The 19,011-nt window shown below is 73.5% G+C and carries 17 protein-coding genes; 11 read left to right on the top strand and 6 right to left on the bottom strand.

Annotated elements, in window-relative coordinates; translation table 11 throughout:
• The first annotated feature begins 367 nt into the window (after window positions 1-367).
• On the top strand, window positions 368-1,009 hold the full coding sequence (locus AB0946_RS04055) for a helix-turn-helix domain-containing protein (protein WP_171155776.1): 642 nt from the start codon (window positions 368-370) through the stop codon (window positions 1,007-1,009).
• Window positions 1,010-1,271: 262 nt separating this feature from the next.
• Complete coding sequence (gene dapE, locus AB0946_RS04050) at window positions 1,272-2,327, top strand: succinyl-diaminopimelate desuccinylase (protein WP_366759044.1); 1,056 nt, start codon at window positions 1,272-1,274, stop codon at window positions 2,325-2,327.
• Here the strand turns inward: dapE and AB0946_RS04045 are convergent.
• Window positions 2,308-3,876, bottom strand: coding sequence for a helix-turn-helix domain-containing protein (locus tag AB0946_RS04045; RefSeq protein ID WP_366759043.1), 1,569 nt, complete (start codon window positions 3,874-3,876; stop codon window positions 2,308-2,310). The two genes, dapE and AB0946_RS04045, sit on opposite strands and share 20 nt — an antisense overlap.
• A gap of 101 nt (window positions 3,877-3,977) precedes the next feature.
• Here AB0946_RS04045 and AB0946_RS04040 point away from each other — a divergent pair, with 101 nt between their 5' ends.
• The 3 genes from AB0946_RS04040 (at window position 3,978) to AB0946_RS04030 (ending at window position 7,253) form a co-directional block, all read left to right on the top strand.
• Entirely contained in the window at window positions 3,978-4,727 is a 750-nt protein-coding gene (locus AB0946_RS04040) for a chorismate synthase (protein WP_366759042.1), read from the top strand.
• Window positions 4,724-5,836, top strand: coding sequence for an o-succinylbenzoate synthase (gene menC / locus AB0946_RS04035; RefSeq protein WP_366759041.1), 1,113 nt, complete (start codon window positions 4,724-4,726; stop codon window positions 5,834-5,836). The genes AB0946_RS04040 and menC overlap by 4 nt, the downstream gene beginning before the upstream one ends.
• Window positions 5,837-6,461: 625 nt before the next feature.
• Entirely contained in the window at window positions 6,462-7,253 is a 792-nt protein-coding gene (locus AB0946_RS04030; RefSeq protein ID WP_366759040.1) for a S16 family serine protease, read from the top strand.
• Between the two features lie 19 nt (window positions 7,254-7,272).
• On the opposite strand, the gene AB0946_RS04025 is transcribed toward AB0946_RS04030, so the two are convergent.
• Complete coding sequence (locus AB0946_RS04025; protein WP_366759039.1) at window positions 7,273-7,749, bottom strand: Lrp/AsnC family transcriptional regulator; 477 nt, start codon at window positions 7,747-7,749, stop codon at window positions 7,273-7,275.
• Between the two features lie 122 nt (window positions 7,750-7,871).
• Between AB0946_RS04025 and hppD the strand changes: the two genes are divergently transcribed.
• A complete protein-coding gene (gene hppD, locus AB0946_RS04020; protein WP_366759038.1) occupies window positions 7,872-9,020 on the top strand; it encodes a 4-hydroxyphenylpyruvate dioxygenase in 1,149 nt (382 codons plus the stop codon).
• Between the two features lie 9 nt (window positions 9,021-9,029).
• On the opposite strand, the gene AB0946_RS04015 is transcribed toward hppD, so the two are convergent.
• The gene (locus tag AB0946_RS04015; RefSeq protein ID WP_366759037.1) at window positions 9,030-10,496 is read right to left on the bottom strand and encodes a tetratricopeptide repeat protein; all 1,467 of its coding nucleotides are present in this window, start codon (window positions 10,494-10,496) and stop codon (window positions 9,030-9,032) included.
• Between the two features lie 92 nt (window positions 10,497-10,588).
• Here AB0946_RS04015 and AB0946_RS04010 point away from each other — a divergent pair, with 92 nt between their 5' ends.
• On the top strand, window positions 10,589-11,995 hold the full coding sequence (locus AB0946_RS04010; protein ID WP_366759036.1) for an FAD-linked oxidase C-terminal domain-containing protein: 1,407 nt from the start codon (window positions 10,589-10,591) through the stop codon (window positions 11,993-11,995).
• Window positions 11,996-12,012: 17 nt separating this feature from the next.
• Here the strand turns inward: AB0946_RS04010 and AB0946_RS04005 are convergent, their stop codons facing one another.
• Window positions 12,013-12,426, bottom strand: a complete 414-nt coding sequence (locus tag AB0946_RS04005) for an SsgA family sporulation/cell division regulator (RefSeq protein WP_366759035.1) — start codon at window positions 12,424-12,426, stop codon at window positions 12,013-12,015.
• Window positions 12,427-12,660: 234 nt separating this feature from the next.
• On the opposite strand from AB0946_RS04005, the gene AB0946_RS04000 reads away from it, so the two are divergent.
• Both AB0946_RS04000 and AB0946_RS03995 read left to right on the top strand, forming a co-directional pair.
• Window positions 12,661-14,127: an RDD family protein gene (locus tag AB0946_RS04000; RefSeq protein WP_366759034.1), complete on the top strand. Its 1,467-nt coding sequence runs from the start codon at window positions 12,661-12,663 to the stop codon at window positions 14,125-14,127.
• Between the two features lie 65 nt (window positions 14,128-14,192).
• The gene (locus AB0946_RS03995) at window positions 14,193-14,873 is read left to right on the top strand and encodes an RDD family protein (protein ID WP_366759033.1); all 681 of its coding nucleotides are present in this window, start codon (window positions 14,193-14,195) and stop codon (window positions 14,871-14,873) included.
• 18 nt (window positions 14,874-14,891) lie between these two features.
• Here the strand turns inward: AB0946_RS03995 and AB0946_RS03990 are convergent, their stop codons facing one another.
• Complete coding sequence (locus AB0946_RS03990) at window positions 14,892-15,128, bottom strand: hypothetical protein (RefSeq protein WP_366759032.1); 237 nt, start codon at window positions 15,126-15,128, stop codon at window positions 14,892-14,894.
• A 361-nt stretch (window positions 15,129-15,489) separates the two neighbouring features.
• Between AB0946_RS03990 and AB0946_RS03985 the strand changes: the two genes are divergently transcribed.
• The gene (locus tag AB0946_RS03985) at window positions 15,490-17,847 is read left to right on the top strand and encodes an immune inhibitor A domain-containing protein (RefSeq protein WP_366759031.1); all 2,358 of its coding nucleotides are present in this window, start codon (window positions 15,490-15,492) and stop codon (window positions 17,845-17,847) included.
• A 121-nt stretch (window positions 17,848-17,968) separates the two neighbouring features.
• Entirely contained in the window at window positions 17,969-18,289 is a 321-nt protein-coding gene (locus AB0946_RS03980; protein ID WP_366759030.1) for a hypothetical protein, read from the top strand.
• Window positions 18,290-18,339: 50 nt separating this feature from the next.
• On the opposite strand, the gene AB0946_RS03975 is transcribed toward AB0946_RS03980, so the two are convergent.
• Complete coding sequence (locus AB0946_RS03975; RefSeq protein WP_366759029.1) at window positions 18,340-18,933, bottom strand: isochorismatase family protein; 594 nt, start codon at window positions 18,931-18,933, stop codon at window positions 18,340-18,342.
• Window positions 18,934-19,011 lie beyond the last annotated feature (78 nt).

Raw genomic sequence — 19,011 nt, 5'->3', positions numbered from 1 at the left:
TGCGCCCCGGCCCGGTTCGCCGAGACGGGGTCGGCCCCGGGTCCCGGGTGGGTGGGGGCTCGCTCCGCCGAGAGGGTGCCGCGCGGATCTTCGTGTGTGCGTATCCGGACGAATGCAGGCAGGCCGGATCTGGGCTTGCCCGGATTCTGGACGAAGACTTCCGCTCAGCGAACCGGCTTCGCTACTGTCCCGCTACGCACACGCCCCGTGGCAGCGCCGCCGCGGAGCGCAGCCGTGAAGCGACTAGGTCCGGGAGCCGCCGGGCCGTCCTGCCGATCGGCGGCCTCTGAAGCGCGTCGCCGACGGGACTCGGTGACGCATCCGCCGAACCGGGGCCGCCGACCTCACCGCCGAAGGAGTGGGCGTCGTGACCGCGGAGACCTCTCAGACGCTCGACCGGGGACTGCGCGTCCTCAAGCTGCTGGCCGACACGGACCACGGGCTGACCGTCACCGAGTTGTCCACCAAACTGGGCGTGAACCGGACCGTGGTGTACCGGTTGCTCGCGACGCTGGAGCAGCACGCCCTCGTACGGCGTGATCTGGGCGGGCGAGCCCGGGTCGGACTCGGGGTGCTGCGGCTCGGACGGCAGGTGCATCCGCTCGTGAGGGAGGCCGCCCTGCCCGCGCTGCGGTCGCTCGCGGAGGACATCGGGGCGACGGCGCACCTCACGCTCGTGGACGGGTCCGAGGCGCTGGCCGTCGCCGTGGTGGAGCCCACGTGGACGGACTACCACGTGGCCTACCGGGCCGGGTTCCGGCATCCGCTCGACCGGGGTGCGGCCGGCAAGGCGATCCTCTCCGCGCGGCAGTCGCCGTCCTCCGATCCCGGGTACACACTCACGCACGGGGAGCTGGAGGCGGGGGCGAGCGGGGCCGCGGCGCCCCTGGTCGGGGTGACGGGCGTCGAGGGCAGTGTGGGCGTGGTGATGCTCGCGGACGCCGTGCCGGAACGGGTGGGCGCACGCGTGATGGAAGCCGCGCGGGAGGTCGCGGAAGCGTTGCGCTGAGCCCGACCGAGTCCGGGCGTGGGGGCCGCCCCTTGGCCGCCCCTCCAAGCCCGCTCCCAGGCCTTTGGCCGATCCGCACACCCCCCGGCGCCCGCCCCTCCGCATCATCAGGGTCAGGCAACCCCGAGGCGGAGGGAAACGGCACGGTGGACACAGTGGGGACGGTCGCCGCACCAGGTCGGCGCACAGGACGTACGGCGACCGGGCGCGTCGTCCACGGCACCCGGCACTCCGGGCTCGCCCGCACCGGGGAACGCCCCGCATGACCGCGCTCGACCTCTCCGCCGACGTCGTCACCCTCACCCGCGCCCTCGTCGACTTGCCCTCCGAGAGCGGGGAGGAGAAGCGGATCGCGGACGCCGTCGAACAGGCCCTGCGCGGCCTGCCGCACCTGACCGTGGACCGGGTCGGCAACTCCGTCGTCGCCCGCACCGGCCTCGGACGCGGTGAACGCGCGCTGATCGCGGGGCACCTGGACACCGTGCCGGCCGCCGGGAACCTGCCCTCCCGGCTCGCCGACGGGCGGGTCCACGGGCTCGGCGCCTGTGACATGAAGGGCGGGGTGGCCGTGGCGCTGCGGCTCGCGGCCACCGTGCCGGAGCCCGCCCGCGACCTCACCTACGTCTTCTACGAGTGCGAGGAGGTCGAAGGGGAGCGCAACGGGCTCGGCCGGATCGCCGCCGCCCGGCCGGGGCTGCTGGAGGAGGCCGGCCTCGCGATCCTCATGGAGCCCTCCGACGCCGGTGTCGAGGCCGGCTGCCAGGGCATCCTGACCGCCGACATCGTGGTCGAGGGCGTCCGCGCGCACACCGCACGCGCCTGGCAGGGCACCAACGCCGCACACAAGGCCGGGCAGGTGCTCCAGCGGCTCGACGCCCACGTCCCGGAGCGGATCTGCATCGACGGGCTGGAGTACCGGGAGGGGCTCGCCGCGGTCGCCGTACGCGCCGGGGTCGCCGGGAACGTCGTGCCGGACGAGTGCGTCGTGACCGTCAACTGCCGCTTCGCGCCCAGCCGTTCACCCGAGGAGGCGGAAGCGTACGTGCGGGGGCTCTTCCCGGAGTACGAGGTGCGGGTCACCGAGGCCGTCGGCGGGGCGCTGCCGCACCTGGACCGGGTGGGCCCGACGGCCGCCGCCCTCGGGGCCGCGCCCCGGGCCAAGCTGGGCTGGACCGACGTCGCCCGGTTCGCCGCGCTCGGGGTGCCCGCGCTCAACTACGGCCCCGGCGACCCCTCGCTCGCGCACACGGCGGGGGAGTACGTCCCCGTGGCGCACCTGGAGCGCTGCGAGGCCCGGCTCAGGGCGTGGCTGCGCTGAGCCCGGCCAGCGTCCGCAACTGAAGCCACAGCACCAGCCGTTCGTCGGGATCGTCCAGGTCGACGCCGGCGTGCTGCCGGAGCTGCTTGAGGCGGTACCGGCAGGTGTTGGGGTGCACGGCCAGCAGCCTGGCCGCGCCGGCCATGTCGCAGCCCGCGTCGAACCAGCAGACCAGCGTGCGCGCGTACTCGGTGCCGTGCCCGGCGTCGTACGCCAGCACCCGCCGCCACGCGCCCGCGCTCAACTCGCGGCGCCCCTCCATCACCTCGGTCAGCCGCAGCAGCGTCACCCGGGCCCGCACCTCGTCCACCACGGCCACCGGCAGGTCCGCGTCCAGCACCCGCAGCACCAGGTCGGCGTCCGCCCGCGAGTCCGGCAGCCCGTCCGCGCCCGGCACCAGCTCGCCGAGCGCCGCCCGCACCGGCACCCGCAGCGCCTGACCGGCCCGCGTCACGATGTCCTCGGCGAGCCCCCGGTGCCGCTGGCCCGGCCCGGGCAGCACCGCGTACACCACCCCGTCCAGCAGCACGCACGCATGCCGGCCGTAGCGGGCCTCGCACTGCAGGCGCACGACGTCCAGCAGGCGCAGCGCGGTGCGTTCGGCGTCCGGGACGCTCGCGGCGGAGTCCAGGACGAAGGCCGCCACCCGGGCCGGGCCGTCGACGCCGAGGCGGGCGGCGGCCGTCGCCGGGTCGTCCGCCGTGCCGTCCAGGAGCCGGCGCAGCAGGTCGCCGCCCCGGTGCCGGGCCAGCTCCCGGGCCGCCCGGGCGCGCAGCAGGAGCAGTGCGGCGGTGGAGGCGCCCTGGGCGAGGGTGTCCCCGGCGTCCGGGGCGAGCGAGCCGCCGTCGACCACCCACACCGAGCCGAGGGTCTCCCCGCCGGCCCGTACCGGCATCGCCAGCCGGGGCAGGCCGGCACCGGTCAGCGCGGGCAGCCGCACCGGCCGGTCGGCGGCGAACAGCCGCCGGTACTGCTCGGTGTTCTCGGCGCTGGCCGGCACCTGCCGGCCGAGGATGCCCTGCCGGCGGTCCTCGTCCACGGGCTGGCCGGGGACCGTGGAGTAGGCGAGGATCCGCTGGCGCGGGTCCTCGATGGCGGTGGCCCCGCCCGTCGCCGTCGCGATGGCGTCGGCCAGCGCGAACAGATCGCCGAGCCCGCTGTCGCCCGCCCCGGCGTCGGCGGCGAGGAGGGCGGGCCGCGCGGCGACGGCCGACGCCAGCAGCAGGTGGACCCGGTGCCAGGCCGCGTCCTCGGCGACCGACAGCAGGGCCACGCCCTGCTCCCGCGCCGCGGCCACCGGTCCGTCCGCGCCGCGCACCACCACACCGGTCAGCCCGGCCTCCGCCGCCGCCCGCAGCAGCGGTCCCGCGTCCGCCGCCGGCACCCCGACCGCCAGCAGCAGCGCGCCGGGCAGCCGGGGGAGCGGGGTGCGGCCGTCGTACAGCACCGCCTCGGTGACCGGTGCGGTCAGACCCGCGGGGGCGGTGTGCAGGCGCAGCGCGGGGGTGCCGACGACGTCCAGGAGGTCGCCGAGGGTGCAGGCGTCCATGGCGTCCTCAGCTTGCCGGTTGGCGGATGGTGCAACGAACGTATGCACGCCTTGGCCGTCCGCACAACCCGTGCGCCGCCGGTGCCTTCGAGACTCGACCCATGACAGGAGGAGCCACCATCCGCACCGTCCACGACGTCGCCGGGCTCGCGGCCGTCGCCGACCACTTCAGCGACGTCTGGCGGACGCCCCGCACCGCCCCGCCCTACCCGGCCGAGGTCCTGCACAGCCTGGTGCACGCCGGCGGTGCCGTGCACGCCGCCCACGAAGGGCAGCGGCTCGCCGGGGCGTCCGTCGCCGTGCCCGGCCCGGACCGGAGCACCTACTCGCTGGTGGCCGCCGCCGAGCGCGGTCTCGGGCACCGTCTGAAGCTGGCCCAGCGGGACTGGGCGCTCGCCCTCGGCGCCCGCACCATGCGCTGGACCTTCGACCCGCTGGTCGGCCGCAACGCCCGCTTCAACCTGGTGAAGCTCGGTGCCGTCGGCACCGAGTACCTGGTCGACTTCTACGGCCCCATGTCCGACGGCGTGAACGACGGCGACGAGAGCGACCGGCTGACGGTCACCTGGGACCTGACGGCGCGGGAAACACCGTACGACACCGAGCCGCACGGGCCCGTCCTGCGCAGCGCCCCCGACGGCGGGCCGCTCGTCCGGCGCGCCGGACGGCACGTCTGGTGCCGGGTGCCCGAGGACGTCGTCACGCTGCGTGCCGCCGACCCCGCCCTGGCGCTGCGCTGGCGGCACGCCGTGCGCGAGGTGCTCCTGGAGGCCTTCGTGGAGGGGTTCCGGGCCACCGGGATGTCCCGCGACGGCTGGTACACGCTGACCGGGACCCGGGAGGCCGCGTGAAGCTGGAGCGTGTGGAGATCGTCCACGTGGCGATCCCGCTGGTCACCCCGTTCCGTACCTCCTTCGGGACCATGACGGCGAAGGACACCTTCCTGCTGCGCGTGGTCACCGACTCGGGCGAGGGCTGGTCGGAGTTCGCCGCCGACCCCGAGCCGCTGTACTGCTCGGAGTTCGTCGCCGGCGCCGAGATCGTGCTGCGCGACTTCCTGCTGCCCCGCGCCGCCGCGCTCCCGCGGCTCACCACGGCCGCGCTGGCCCCCGCCCTGGCGAAGACCAAGGGCCACGAGCTGGCGAAGGCGGCCCTGGAGACGGCCGTGCTCGACGCCGAGCTGCGCGGTCACGGCATGCCGCTCGCCACCTACCTGGGCGCGGTGCGGGACCGGGTGCCCGCGGGGGTCTCCGTCGGCATCAAGGACTCGGTGCCCGAGCTGCTGGACGACGTCGAGCGCTACCTCGCCGAGGGGTACGTCCGCATCAAGCTGAAGATCGAGCCCGGCTGGGACGTCGAGCCGGTGCGCGCGGTCCGCGAGCGCTTCGGCGACGGCCTGCCGCTCCAGGTCGACGCCAACACCGCCTACACCCTCGCCGACGCCGAGCACCTGCGGCGGCTGGACGCGTTCGGGCTGCTGCTCATCGAGGAGCCGCTGGAGGAGGACAACCTGTACGCGCACGCGCGGCTCCAGCAGCGGCTGCGCACCCCGGTCTGCCTGGACGAGTCCCTGCACCACGCCCGGGACACCGCGTCCGCGATCGCCCTGGACGCCTGCCGGGTGGTCAACGTCAAGCCCGCCCGGGTCGGCGGCTACCTGGAAGCCCGCCGGGTCCACGACGTGGCCCACGCGCACGGGGTCCCGGCGTGGTGCGGCGGCATGCTGGAGACCGGCATCGGCCGCGCGCCCAACCTCGCCCTGGCCGCGCTGCCCGGCTTCACCCTGCCCGGGGACACCTCGGCGTCCAGCCGCTACTTCGCGGAGGACATCACGGAACCGTTCGTCCTCGGCGCCGACGGCCACCTGCCCGTCCCGGACGGCCCCGGCATAGGCGTCACACCCCTCCCGGACGCCCTGCGCCGCTTCACACGGGCGCGACGGGACCTCTACACCGCCTGAGCGCACCGGCGCGCGGCGGCTCCGCGTGCGGCACGGGGCCCTGCGGGCGCCGCGGCGGGACCGGCACGTGCAGGGCGGGGCCCGTCCGCGGCATGGGGGACCGGCACGTGGCATGCCCGGGGCCTGTATCCGGCATGCCGGGACCGGTACCGGCATGTGGAGACCCGTGCTTGGCACGGCGGGGCTCGGATGCGGCAATGCGGGACCCGCCCGCGGCACGGCGGGGCACCGGCACGAAGGGGCCCGTGCGTGGCACGGCAGCACCGGTACGTGTCGTGACCGGGCCCGTACGCAGGTGGGCACCTCCACGCGCGGGCTCCTCACGCAGACGGAAGTCCCACCCGGTCCGGCGGTGCCCGCCCACGGGCGGGCGGAACCCGCACCCGGCCCGGCGGAGCCCATGCGCGGCACGGCGGGGCGCGTACGCGTCGCGGCGGGACGCGTGCGCAGGTGGGCACCTCTACGCGCGGGCCCCTCACGCAGACGGGACCGACTCCCCCCGGCCCGGTGGTACCCGCCCACGGCCCGGCGGAACCCGTACCCCGCCCGGAGGAACCCGCACAAGGCCCGGCGGGACGCCGTACGCGGCGGAAGGCGTACCTGGTCGTCGCGTTAGATTGAGCTCGTGCTCTCACGTCTCACACGCCCCCAGGCCCTCGCCGTCTGCGCGCTGCCCGTCGTGGCCCTGCTCGCCACGGCCGCGTTCGCGCCGCTGCCGTTCTCTGTGGCGCAGCCCGGCATGACGGCGAACGTGCTCGGGCGGAACCAGGGCACCCCGGTGATCACGGTGTCCGGGGCGGAGACCCGCAGGACCAGCGGGCAGCTGCGGATGACCACGATCGAGGCGACCGGCCCGGACGCCCGGGTCGGGCTAGGCGACGTGGCCGACAGCTGGTTCCGCACCGACCGCGCGGTGCTGCCGCGCGACTCGGTCTACCCGAGCGGCGACACCGTCAAGGAGATCGAGCGGCACAACGAGGCCCAGATGCGGCAGTCCCAGGACGCCGCGACCCAGGCGGCGCTGAAGTACCTCGGTCTCCGCGCCGGCCAGGTGAAGGTGACGCTGAAGCTCGCCGACGTGGGCGGCCCCAGCGCGGGGCTGCTGTTCTCGCTGGGGATCGTCGACAAGCTGGACGGCGACGGCAGCGGCGGCGACCTCACGGGGGGCCGCGTCATCGCCGGTACGGGCACGATCGACGCGGCCGGCAGGGTCGGCGCGGTCGGCGGGGTGGCCCTGAAGACCCAGGCCGCGCGCCGCGACGGCGCCACCGTCTTCCTGGTGCCGAAGGCGGAGTGCGCCGACGCCAGGTCGGAGCTGCCGAAGGGGCTGCGGCTGGTCCCGGTGACCACGCTCAAGGGCGCGGTGGACTCCCTGGTGGCGCTGGAGAAGGGCAAGGGCCGAGTTCCCAGCTGCTGATCCACGGGTTCGGGACCGCCTACGCCGGTTCGATGTCCGCCGCCTGCTCCACCAGCGGGATGATCCGCAGCGGAACGGGGTTCTCCATGACGATCGCCGTGGAGGCCCGGACGATGCCGTCGAACCCGACGACCCGGTCGATCACCCGCTGGAGATCGGCGTTCGAGCGGGCCACCAGCCGGCACAGCATGTCCCCGCTGCCGGTGGTGGTCAGCAGCTCCAGCACCTCCGGCACGGTCGCCAGGTACGCCCGTACGTCGGCGCCCTGGCCCTGCCGGATCTGCAGGGTGGCGAACGCGGTGACCGGGTAACCGAGGGCCGCCGGATCCACCTGGGGACCGAAACCCCGGATGACCCCGTTCGACTGGAGGCGGTCCAGCCGCGCCTGCACGGTCCCGCGCGCCACGCCCAGCCGCCGGGACATCTCCAGCACCCCGATGCGCGGCTCCCGGGCCAGCAGCACGATGATGCGTCCGTCCAGATGATCGATCGCCACGGGACCCCCAGAGATGGTCATCCTGTACAGAAAGACCGCCGAGACGGCCGTATCGCTGGGCAGACTGCCCAGCGATAGCGCGAACTATTGCGCACCTTGCAGAGCGGAGCCACCCTTCGGCTATGACGCAGACCACAGACCTCACTCCCGGTACGGCCGCCCGGCAGGACGATCCCTTCCCGGTCAAGGGAATGGACGCGGTCGTCTTCGCGGTGGGCAACGCCAAACAGGCGGCGCACTACTACTCCACCGCCTTCGGCATGCGGCTGGTCGCCTACTCCGGACCGGAGAACGGCAGCCGCGAGACCGCCAGTTACGTGCTGGAGAGCGGCTCCGCCCGCTTCGTCCTCACCTCCGTGATCAAGCCGAGCAGCGCCTGGGGCCACTTCCTCGCCGAGCACGTGGCCGCGCACGGCGACGGCGTCGTCGACCTGGCCATCGAGGTTCCGGACGCGCGCGCCGCGTACGCGTACGCCGTCGAGCAGGGCGCGAGGAGCGTCGCCGAGCCGTACGAGCTGAAGGACGAGCACGGCACGGTCGTCCTCGCCGCCATCGCCACCTACGGCGAGACCCGGCACACCCTGGTCGAGCGCACCGGCTACGACGGCCCCTACCTGCCCGGCTACACCGCCGCCCGGCCGATCGTCGAGCCGCCCGCCCAGCGCGTCTTCCAGGCCGTCGACCACTGCGTCGGCAACGTCGAACTCGGCCGGATGAACGAGTGGGTGGCCTTCTACAACAAGGTCATGGGCTTCACGAACATGAAGGAGTTCGTGGGCGACGACATCGCCACCGAGTACAGCGCGCTGATGTCGAAGGTGGTCGCCGACGGCACCCTCAAGGTCAAGTTCCCGATCAACGAGCCCGCCATCGCCAAGAAGAAGTCCCAGATCGACGAGTACCTGGAGTTCTACGGCGGCGCCGGCGTCCAGCACATCGCGCTCAACACCAACGACATCGTGCAGACGGTCCGCACCATGCGGGCGGCCGGTGTCGAGTTCCTCGACACCCCCGACTCCTACTACGACACCCTCGGCGAGTGGGTCGGCGACACCCGGGTGCCGGTCGAGACCCTGCGCGAGCTGAAGATCCTGGCCGACCGCGACGAGGACGGCTACCTGCTGCAGATCTTCACCAAGCCGGTCCAGGACCGTCCGACCGTGTTCTTCGAGCTCATCGAGCGGCACGGCTCCATGGGCTTCGGCAAGGGCAACTTCAAGGCGCTGTTCGAGGCGATCGAACGCGAGCAGGAGAAGCGGGGCAACCTGTAACGGCGGGCCCTACTCGCTGGGCGGCGGCTCGTCGGGTACGTCGCCCAGCTCCCGCAGCGCCTCCCGCGCCATCGGCGCCTTCAGCGGCGAGAAGTACGGGTTGATGCGCAGCGCCTCCTCCAGGTGCCGCCGCGCGGGACCGTACCGCTCCAGCTCCGCCTCGATCACCCCCCGGTGGAACGCGTACAGCGCGCTGCGCACCCCGCCCCCCTTCGCCTTGTCCGTCGCGGTGGTCGCGTAGGTCAGCGCCTCCTCGTCCTCACCGGCCCGGTGCAGCGCCCAGCCCAGCGCGTCGGCCACCTCGATCCCCGGCTGCCGCCGCCACTCCTCCCGCAACCGCTCCACGCCGTCCCACGGGTCCCCGTGGTCGGCCTCGAACCGCCCGATCAGCAGTTCCTCGTCCACCCCGCCGGACACGGCCTGCCGCACCGCCGCCTTCATCCGCGTGTACTGCTCCTCGGCGACCCCGGGCTGCCCCAGCGACTCGTACAGCTCGCCCAGTTCCAGCAGATCCGCCGGGTCCGGCCGCCTGGCGACGGCGGCCCGGTACGCGGCCAGCGCCTGCGGCGTGCGCCCCAGCGCGGCCAGCGTCCGCGCCCGCCCGACCGCTGCCGCCCGCTGGTCGGGATCGAGCCGCAGCGCGGCCTCGAAGTGCCGCAGCGCGTCCGCGAGGTCCCCGCGCTCCCACGCCAGCTGCCCCAGCCCGGTCAGCCACGCGGCCTGCTCCGCCGGGGTGCGGGCGGCCGCCGCCGCGTCCGTCAGCTGGGCCACCGCGTCCTCGCGCCACCCCCGGTCCCGGTACACCGCCGAGGCCCGCGCCATCACGGCCGGCCGCGCCGCCGCGTCGGTGCGCAGCGCCAGCAGCTTGTCCAGGCTGGAGCGGGCCTTCTCGTAGTCGCCGAGCCCGGTGTACGCGTCGATCAGCGGCGGATACGCCTGCCACCGCTTCGGCGCCGCCTTCAGCGCCTGCTCGCCGTAGTCCTTCGCCGCCGGGAAGTCCCGGCGCGCCAGCGCCAGCGCGGCCAGGCCGTCCAGCGCCTCGGTGTTCCGGCCGCCCCGCACCTCCAGCGAGGACCGCAGCGCCCGCTCGGCCTTCGGATAGTCCGCCGCGTCCCCCGCCCGCCGCCCCCGCTCCACGTACGCCGACCCCAGCACCGCCCACGCCCGGGCGTCCTGCGGCTGCGCCCGCACCAGCCGCTCCTGCCGGCCGATGAGCGCCGTCAGCCCGGACAGCGCGGCCGGCACCCCGTAGGTCACCGTCGTCAGCGCCGGCACCTGCGCCCGTGACCGGGCCTGCGGACCGGCGGCGGGCGGCGCGGCCGGCCCGTGCCGCCGTTCGTGCGGCAGCAGCATCAGCACCGTGCCCGCCACGACACCGCCCGCCAGCGAGGCCACCAGCGCCCGCCGCAGCGCCCGCCGGCGCGGCGCCGGCGGCTCCGGGACCGGGGACGTACCCACGCACTGTCGGTTGTCCATGGCGCTCACTGTGCGTCAATACGACGAGCACATCCGCGTGGCCCCGGAGCGGCACGGGCGGGGTTCACACCGATGGCCGCGAGTGACACGCTGTGATCATGAGCCGTATCGAAGCACCCCGCGACGAGCACACCGGTAACCTCACCGACCGGCTCCTGGCCGGCCTGCCGCCCGAGGCCGTCCTCACCGACCCCGACGTCACGGCCTCCTACGCCCACGACATGGCGAGCTTCTGCCCGGCGGGCAGCCCCGCCGTCGTCGTCCTGCCGCGCACCGTCGAGCAGGTCCAGCACGTCCTGCGCACGGCCACCGAACTGCGCGTCCCCGTCGTCCCGCAAGGCGCCCGCACCGGCCTGTCCGGCGGCGCCAACGCCACCGAGGGCTGTGTCGTGCTGTCCCTCACCAAGATGGACCGCATCCTGGAGATCAGCCCCGTCGACCGGATCGCCGTGGTCGAACCGGGCGTGGTCAACGCGGTCCTGTCCCGCGCGGTCGAGGAGCACGGCCTGTACTACCCGCCGGACCCCTCCAGCTGGGAGATGTGCACCATCGGCGGCAACATCGGCACGGCCTCCGGCGGCCTGTGCTGCGTCAAGTACGGCGTGACCGCCGAGTACGTCCTCGGCCTGGACGTCGTCCTCGCCGACGGCCGCCTGATGTCCACCGGCCGGCGCACCGCGAAGGGTGTCGCGGGCTACGACCTGACCCGGCTCTTCGTCGGCTCCGAGGGCTCCCTCGGCATCGTCGTCCGGGCGGTCCTCGCGCTGAGGCCCAAGCCGCCCCGGCAGCTCGTGCTCGCCGCCGAGTTCGCCTCCGCGGCGGACGCCTGCGACGCCGTCTGCCGGATCATGGAGGGCGGTCACGTGCCGTCCCTCCTCGAACTGATGGACCGTACGACCGTCAAGGCGGTCAACGACCTCGCCCACATGGGGCTGCCCGAGACCACCGAGGCGCTGCTGCTGGCCGCGTTCGACACCCCGGACCCGGCCGCCGACCTGGCCGCCGTCGGCGCCCTGTGCGAGGCCGCCGGCGCCACACAGGTCGTCCCGGCCGAGGACGCCGCCGAGTCCGAGATGCTGTTGCAGGCCCGGCGGCTCTCGCTGACCGCGCTGGAGGCGGTGAAGGGCACGACGATGATCGACGACGTGTGCGTGCCCCGCTCGCGGCTCGGCGCCATGCTGGAGGGCGTGGAGCGGATCGCCGCCGCGTACGGCCTCACGATCGGGCTCTGCGCGCACGCCGGCGACGGCAACACGCACCCCACCGTCTGCTTCGACGCCCGCGACCCCGAGGAGTCGCGCCGGGCCCGCGAGTCGTTCGACGAGATCATGGCCCTCGGCCTGGAGCTGGGCGGCACCATCACCGGCGAACACGGCGTCGGCGTGCTGAAGAAGGAGTGGCTGGCCCGGGAGATCGGCCCGGTCGGGGTGGAGATGCAGCGGGCGGTGAAGCAGGTCTTCGACCCGCTGGGCATCCTCAACCCGGGCAAGCTCTTCTGACCCGCCCCGGGGGCCGCTCACCGGGCGAGCAGGTCGTCGAGCGCGTCGTCGATGCCCAGCCGCCCGCCCTCCGCGCCCGGCGGCACCGCCAGCAGCGTCCGCTCCAGCCAGGCCGACACCTGCGGGGCCGGCGCCTGAAGCAGCGCGTCGCCGTCCGGTGAACTCAGCGCCAGCAGCACGACACCGCGCCCGTCCGCCTTCGTCGGCCACACCCGTACGTCCCCGTGCCCGCACGGCCGGAACACCCCCTCCACCAGCAGGTCACGGGCGAACGTCCACTCGACGGGGTACGCCGAGTCGATGTGGAAGGTGATGCGGACGGCGTAGGGGTCGTCGGAGCGGTAGCCGAGCCGGGCCGGCACCGGCACGCTCCGCTCCGGCGACAGGACGAGCCTCAGCTCCAGTTCGCGCTCCACCACGGTGTGCTGCATGACCGGCGTCTCCTTTCGTGTCGGGGCCGCCAGGACGGGCCCGTACCGGGGGAGAGGGGGCAGGGGCTGGACCATTACGCGGGTCGGGGGAAATTCTTTCCGCCGGCCCCGGGGAGCCTCGTACGGCGTTGCCCGGAAAGGGGTGGGTCCGGCGGGACTGGCGGTGGGGGATGCCCGGGTCTGATAGATGTGGAGGCCCCCATCCCACCCCCGAGCAGATACGGGACGACGGACATGAGCGCCCCAACCCCGGCCCCAGGTGACGACCGGCCCCGCGAGGGCTACTACCCGGACCCGTCCATCCCCGGCTACGTCCGGTACTGGAACGGCTCCTCCTGGGTGCCCGGCACGAGCCGCCCGGCGCCGGAGAACGGTGAGCCGCTCGTCCCGCCCCCCGGCGCCCGCCCGGCGGCCCCTTCCGTGGAGGAGACGGGCCCTCACTTCTTCGACGAGGACCCGCCGGACGGGGAGGAGCCGGGCGGCGCGGGCCGGCCGGACCGGCAGGGCGGGCAGCCCGCGCAGGGTGCGCCGGACGCGCGGTGGGGCCGCCCCGGTGAACCCTGGGGTGCCGACCCCCGGGTGCCGGCCGAAGCCGCCGACGGCCGTGCCACCGCCCGGACCGACGGCACCGCGACGATCCCGCCGGCGCAGGACGACCCGCACGACCCCGGCACCTTCATCTTCCGCCGCCCGATCCCCGGCCCGGCGGCGGCCGACCGCACCGACGACGGCACGATGACCTTCCGCCCGGTCCCGCCCGCCCCGTCCGGCGCCGACAGCGACCCGGCCGGCTTCGGCGCGCAGGGCCCGCCCGGCGCGCCCGCGAACTCCGGCTTCGGCGCCGGAAAGGCCGCCGCGGCCCGCGCCGCCGCCGCACAGACGCCCCCGGCGGCCCAGGGACCGCAGGCGCCGTCGGTCCCGCAGCCGACGCCGGGCGCCCAGGTGCCGCAGGCGCCGTCCGTTCCGCAGCCGGCCCCCGCGCCCCGGCCTTCCCCGGCCGTCCCCGCGCCCGCCCCCGTGCCGCCGTCGGTGCCGCATCAGGCGGGTCCCGGTCAGGCCGGTGCCCCCGCCACCCCGCTGACCAGCGGACCCGGTGGCGGGCAGACCTCCTGGGCGCAGCAGGTGTACCAGCTGGCCGGGGGCGGGGACGACCAGCCCGTGGCGCCGTGGAAGCCGCCGGTGGAGGACCTCTTCCAGGCCGCCGCGCGCCGGCAGGCCGCCGCCCGCCCCGCCGGACTCGGCAAGCGGCTCGCCGCGCGGCTGATCGACCTGGTCGTCATCGGCGCCGTGACGGCCGCCGCGGCGGTCCCGCTCGGCGTCCGGGCCGTGGACCACGTCCAGCGGAAGATCGACGCGGCCCGGCTCTCCGGGCACGAGGTCACGGTCTGGCTGGTCGACGGCACGACCGGTACCAGCCTCGGCATCGTCCTCGCCGTCCTGCTCCTGACCGGTGTCCTGTACGAGGTGCTCCCCACGGCCAGGTGGGGCCGCACCCTCGGCAAGAAGCTGTGCGGTCTCGAGGTCCGGGACATCGAGGCGCACGAGCCCCCGGCGTTCGGCGCGGCACTGCGCCGCTGGCTGGTCCTCAGCGTGCCGGGCCTGCTGGCCGTAGGGATCGTGGGCGTGCTGTGGTGCCTGTTCGACCGGCCCTGGCACCAGTGCTGGCACGACAAGGCGGCCCACACCTTCGTGGCGGGCTGAGCGCGCGTACTCCGTCCGGCCGTCTGCCGGATGCGCAGCCGCGATCTTCGGGTTCCACTCGGGCCATGAGCAGCGAACCGCCCCCCTCCGGAGAGCAGCCCCCCGAGGACGACCCCTTCAGGAAGCGGCCCCCCTCGGACCAGGGCTCGGGCTCGCCGTACGGCGCCCCGTACGGCGGCGCCCAGCCCCCTCCGCCCGGCGGCGGTGCGGGCGGTCCTTACGGCGGCGGCCCCTACGGCGGTGGTCCGGGCGGCGGCCCCTACGGTCCCGGCGGCTACCCCGCCGACCCGCTCGCCGGCATGCCCCCGCTGGCCGACAGCGGCAGGCGGACCCTCGCGCGCATCATCGACATGATCCTGGTCGGCATCGTCGTGCTGCTGCTCACCTGGGCGTTCGGGGTGAGCGCGTACACCATCGACAGCGAGCGCGCGGAGGTCGGCAGGTCCCTCGCCCAGTCCGTCATCGCGGCCGTGCTCTACATCGCGTACGACACCTTCATGATGACCAGGTCGGGGCAGACCCTCGGCAAGAAGTGGCTCGGCCTGCGGGTGGCCAACCTGGAGAACGGCGCCACGCCCTCGGTGCAGACCATGCTGATCCGCTCCCTGGTGCTGTGGGTGCCGTTCGCCTTCTGCTGCGCCTGCGTCTGGACGGCCATCTCGGGCGGCTGGAGCTTCTTCGACAAGCCGTACAAACAGGGCCTGCACGACAAGGCGGCCAAGACGGTGGTGGTCAGCACCGGTTGAGCCGCCTGCCGGGAGCGGTCACAGCCTCGTGGGTACGCGTTCCTCCTCCGCCACGGGCTCGGCGGACGCCCGCTCCGCGCGCACTCCGGGGACGGGGACCGTCAGGGCGACCAGCAGGCCCAGCGCGAGTGCCGCGAGGGCGATGACGGCGACCCCGACACCCGAACTCGTCTGGGACAGCAGCAGCATGGCGAGCGTCGAGAAGATCACGGTGCAGGAACCGTAGGCGAGCTGTGCGGCGGTCGGACGAGGCATGGCAATCGTGTCCTCGGCAGTCTTCGGAAGTCGGGGGTGCCACTCTGTTGGCCTGCATGCCCGAGCGGGACGCCCGGTAAGCGTGACCTAACCCACGGTACCGGTGCACAGGGGGCGCATGGAGTCACCGTCCCGGCCAAACGGGCGTTCCCCTGCGCCCGTTGGCGGGGACGGCACGCGTTCGCAAAGCGAACGCCACCTCCGCATAGTGCACTTGTCCTGCTCAAGTCAAGGTCTGTTTTTTCAGCTAAACCTCTAGTCAAATGTCGTCACTTGACTACACGCGTTGATCGTGCGCGCACGGATTCCTCCATAACCCGGAACCCTCTGTCCGTGCGCGCGGCGCGGGGGAGGAACTCAAGTGACCAGCAGATCCTGGACGTTCAGAGCGGCCGCCATCGGTGTGACGCTCGCGGCGGCCTCCGCCACGTTCGCCACCTTCGCCGTGGCGGAGGCGGGCACCCAGGCCCAGAGCGCCGCCGCCAACCGGCACGACCCGGCTCCGGTGAAGCAGCGCACGCACGACTTGGACGGCCCCCTGAGCAAGACCCAGGAGGCGCAGCGCAAGGAAGCCCTGAACCAGCTCATATCGGGCAAGGCCACCGCGAAGGAGCGCAACGGCTCCAAGGTCGTCGAGCTCAAGAGCCGCAAGGGCAAGAGCAAGTACGTCGAGCTGAGCCGCGAGAAGACCGACAAGATCTTCACGATCCTGGTGGAGTTCGGCGACAAGACCGACCCCAAGTTCGGCGGCACCGCGGGCCCGCTGCACAACACGATCGCCGCGCCGGACCGCAAGAAGGACAACTCGACGGCCTGGCAGAAGGACTACAACCAGAAGCACTTCCAGGACCTGTACTTCGGCACCGGCAAGAAGACCGAGTCGCTGAAGAAGTACTACGAGAAGCAGTCCTCGGGCCGCTACTCGGTCTCCGGCGAGGTCTCCGACTGGGTCAAGGTCCCCTACAACGAGGCCCGTTACGGCAACAACGCCTGCGGTTCCACCAACTGCCCGAGCGTGTGGAACGTCGTCAGCGACGGCCTGAACGCCTGGGTCGCCCAGCAGAAGAAGGCCGGCCGCACCGACGCCGACATCAAGAAGGACCTCGCCCAGTACGACCAGTGGGACCGGTACGACTACGACGGCGACGGCAACTTCAACGAGCCGGACGGGTACGTCGACCACTTCCAGATCGTGCACGCCGGTGAGGACGAGTCCGCGGGCGGCGGCGCCCAGGGCACGGACGCGATCTGGGCCCACCGCTGGTACGCCTTCGGCACCGACGCCGGCGCCACCGGCCCCCAGAACAACAAGCTCGGCGGCACACAGGTCGGCGACACCGGCATCTGGGTCGGCGACTACACCATCCAGCCGGAGAACGGCGGACTCGGCGTCTACGCCCACGAGTACGGCCACGACCTCGGTCTGCCGGACGAGTACGACACCGCCGGCGGCGACAACTCCACCGGTTTCTGGACGCTGATGTCGTCCGGTTCCTGGCTCGGCACCGGCAAGGACTCCATCGGCGACCTGCCGGGCGACATGAACGCCTGGGACAAGCTCCAGCTGGGCTGGCTGAACTACGACACCGCCAAGGCCGGCAAGCAGTCCACGCACAAGCTGGGCGTCGCCGAGTACAACACCTGGGACAAGCAGGCCCTCGTGGTGACCCTGCCGGACAAGGCGGTCAGCACCACCATCACCGAGCCGGCGCAGGGCGCCACCCAGTGGTGGAGCGGCAGCGGCAACAACCTGAAGAACACGCTGACCCGTTCCGTGGACCTGACCGGCAAGTCCTCGGCGAGCCTCACCCTGGACGGCTGGTGGGCCACCGAGGCCGGCTACGACTACGTCTACACCGAGGTCTCGACCGACGGCGGTGCCAACTGGACCGCCCTGGACGGCACGGCCGACGGCCAGGCCCTGCCGGTCGACGCCAGCGGCAAGCCGGCGCTCAGCGGCTTCTCGCAGACGCACAAGAAGCTGGTGTTCCCCCTCGACGCCTACGCGGGCAAGAAGATCGACCTGCGCTTCCGCTACGCCACCGACGGCGGTGTCGCGGAGAACGGCTTCACCGCCGACGAGATCGCCGTGACCGCCGACGGCACCCCGCTGTTCTCGGACGACGCCGAGACCGCGGACGCCGGCTGGACCGCGGACGGCTTCTCCCGCATCGGCGCGTCCTTCACCAAGGACTACAAGCAGTACTACATCGCCGAGAACCGGCAGTACGTGTCGTACGACAAGACGCTGAAGACGGGCCCGTACAACTTCGGCTTCGCGTCGCGCCCGGACTGGGTCGAGCACTACCCGTACCAGAACGGCCTGCTGATCTGGAAGTGGGACACCTCCCAGGCGGACAACAACACGAACGCCGCGAACGGCCACCCGGGCTCCGGTCTGATCCTGCCGATCGACTCGCACCCGAAGGCGCTGAAGTGGACCGACGGCACGCTGCTGCGCAACCGCATCCAGGCCTACGACTCGCCGTTCAGCCTCTACGCCACGGACGGCATCACGCTGCACAAGGCCGACGTCGCGCTGAAGATCAAGGGTTCGAAGGGTGTCCGGGCCTTCAACGACCACGCCAGCACCTACTACGACCCGTCGAACCCGACGGGCGGGGTGAAGGTCACTGACACCAACACCAAGATCACGATCGTCAAGGAGGCCAAGGACGGCTCCACGATCCAGCTCAAGGTCGGCCCCGCGGTGAAGTAGTCCGCATCACCGCAGGTCACAGACGTATCGGCGGCAACCCCTTGGCGGGTTGCCGCCGGTCGTGTTTAGGTGCGTCCTGTGGACCGCTTATTGACACCGACCGGAACGGGGATGTGACCGCATGGCCGCTGGAGGCTTCTGCAAACTGCCGAACGGCACGGTGGTGGTGGCGCTGAACCTGCCGTACGGCTCCGCCGGGGTGCGGGTTCTCGTGCACGCACAGAACCGTGCCCGGGCCCTGACCAGGCTCCGGAACCTGGGCCTGCGGGCGATCTACCTCCGGGGGAACGCCGAGCCTCCGACGCCGGACGAGATCACGGCGGTCCTGCACCACCCCGACGGCCTGATATGGCGCACGGCACCGGCCGACAACGGTGTCATGGTCACGGAGCTGTGGCACCCGATCCGGGCGCTGCTGCGCGGGCCGGCGCTGGTGCGGTGAGGCGGGCGGTGCCGGGACCGGCGAGCCCGGCATGATCCGGACGAGGGGCCCTAGCCGCTCACCACGGGCTTGCCGGTGAGTTCCACGCCCGCTTCCCGCAGCTGCTCCAGGGCCCGCTCGGTGGTCTCGCCCGCCACTCCGGCCGTCAGGTCCAGGAGGACCTGCGTGCGGAAGCCCTCCCGCGCGGCGTCCAGGGCGGTGGCGCGTACGCAGTGGTCCGTGGCGATGCCCACCACGTCCACCTCCGTGATCTCCCGGTCGCGCAGCCAGGTGGCCAGGGGGACGCCGTTCTCGTCCCTGCCCTCGAAGCCGCTGTACGCGGCCGCGTAGGCACCCTTGTCGAACACGGCGTCCACCGCGCCGGAGGCGACGGCCGGGGCGAAGTTCGGGTGGAAGCCCACCCCCTCCGTGCCCGCGACGCAGTGCGCGGGCCAGGAGCGGACGTAGTCCGGGTTGTCCGCGAAGTGGCCGCCGGGCGCGATGTGGTGGTCGCGGGTGGCCACGACATGCCGGTACCCGGTGCCCGCCGCCTGGCCGATCAGCTCGGTGATGGCGGCGGCCACGTCGGCACCGCCGGCCACCGCGAGGCTGCCCCCCTCGCAGAAGTCGTTCTGCACGTCTACGACGATCAAGGCGCGGCGCATGGTGGGTGTCCTTCGACTGAGAGTGAAGTAACTGAGCCTAGAGAATTCCGGGCCTCCGCGGGAGGGGGCGTCGAGGGG

It is taken from the genome of Streptomyces sp. NPDC046870 (genome assembly GCF_040704595.1).
Classification (GTDB): domain Bacteria; phylum Actinomycetota; class Actinomycetes; order Streptomycetales; family Streptomycetaceae; genus Streptomyces; species Streptomyces argyrophylli.
The sequence above is the reverse complement of the archived record's forward strand: the minus strand, read 5'-3'. Positions and strand labels throughout refer to the sequence as shown.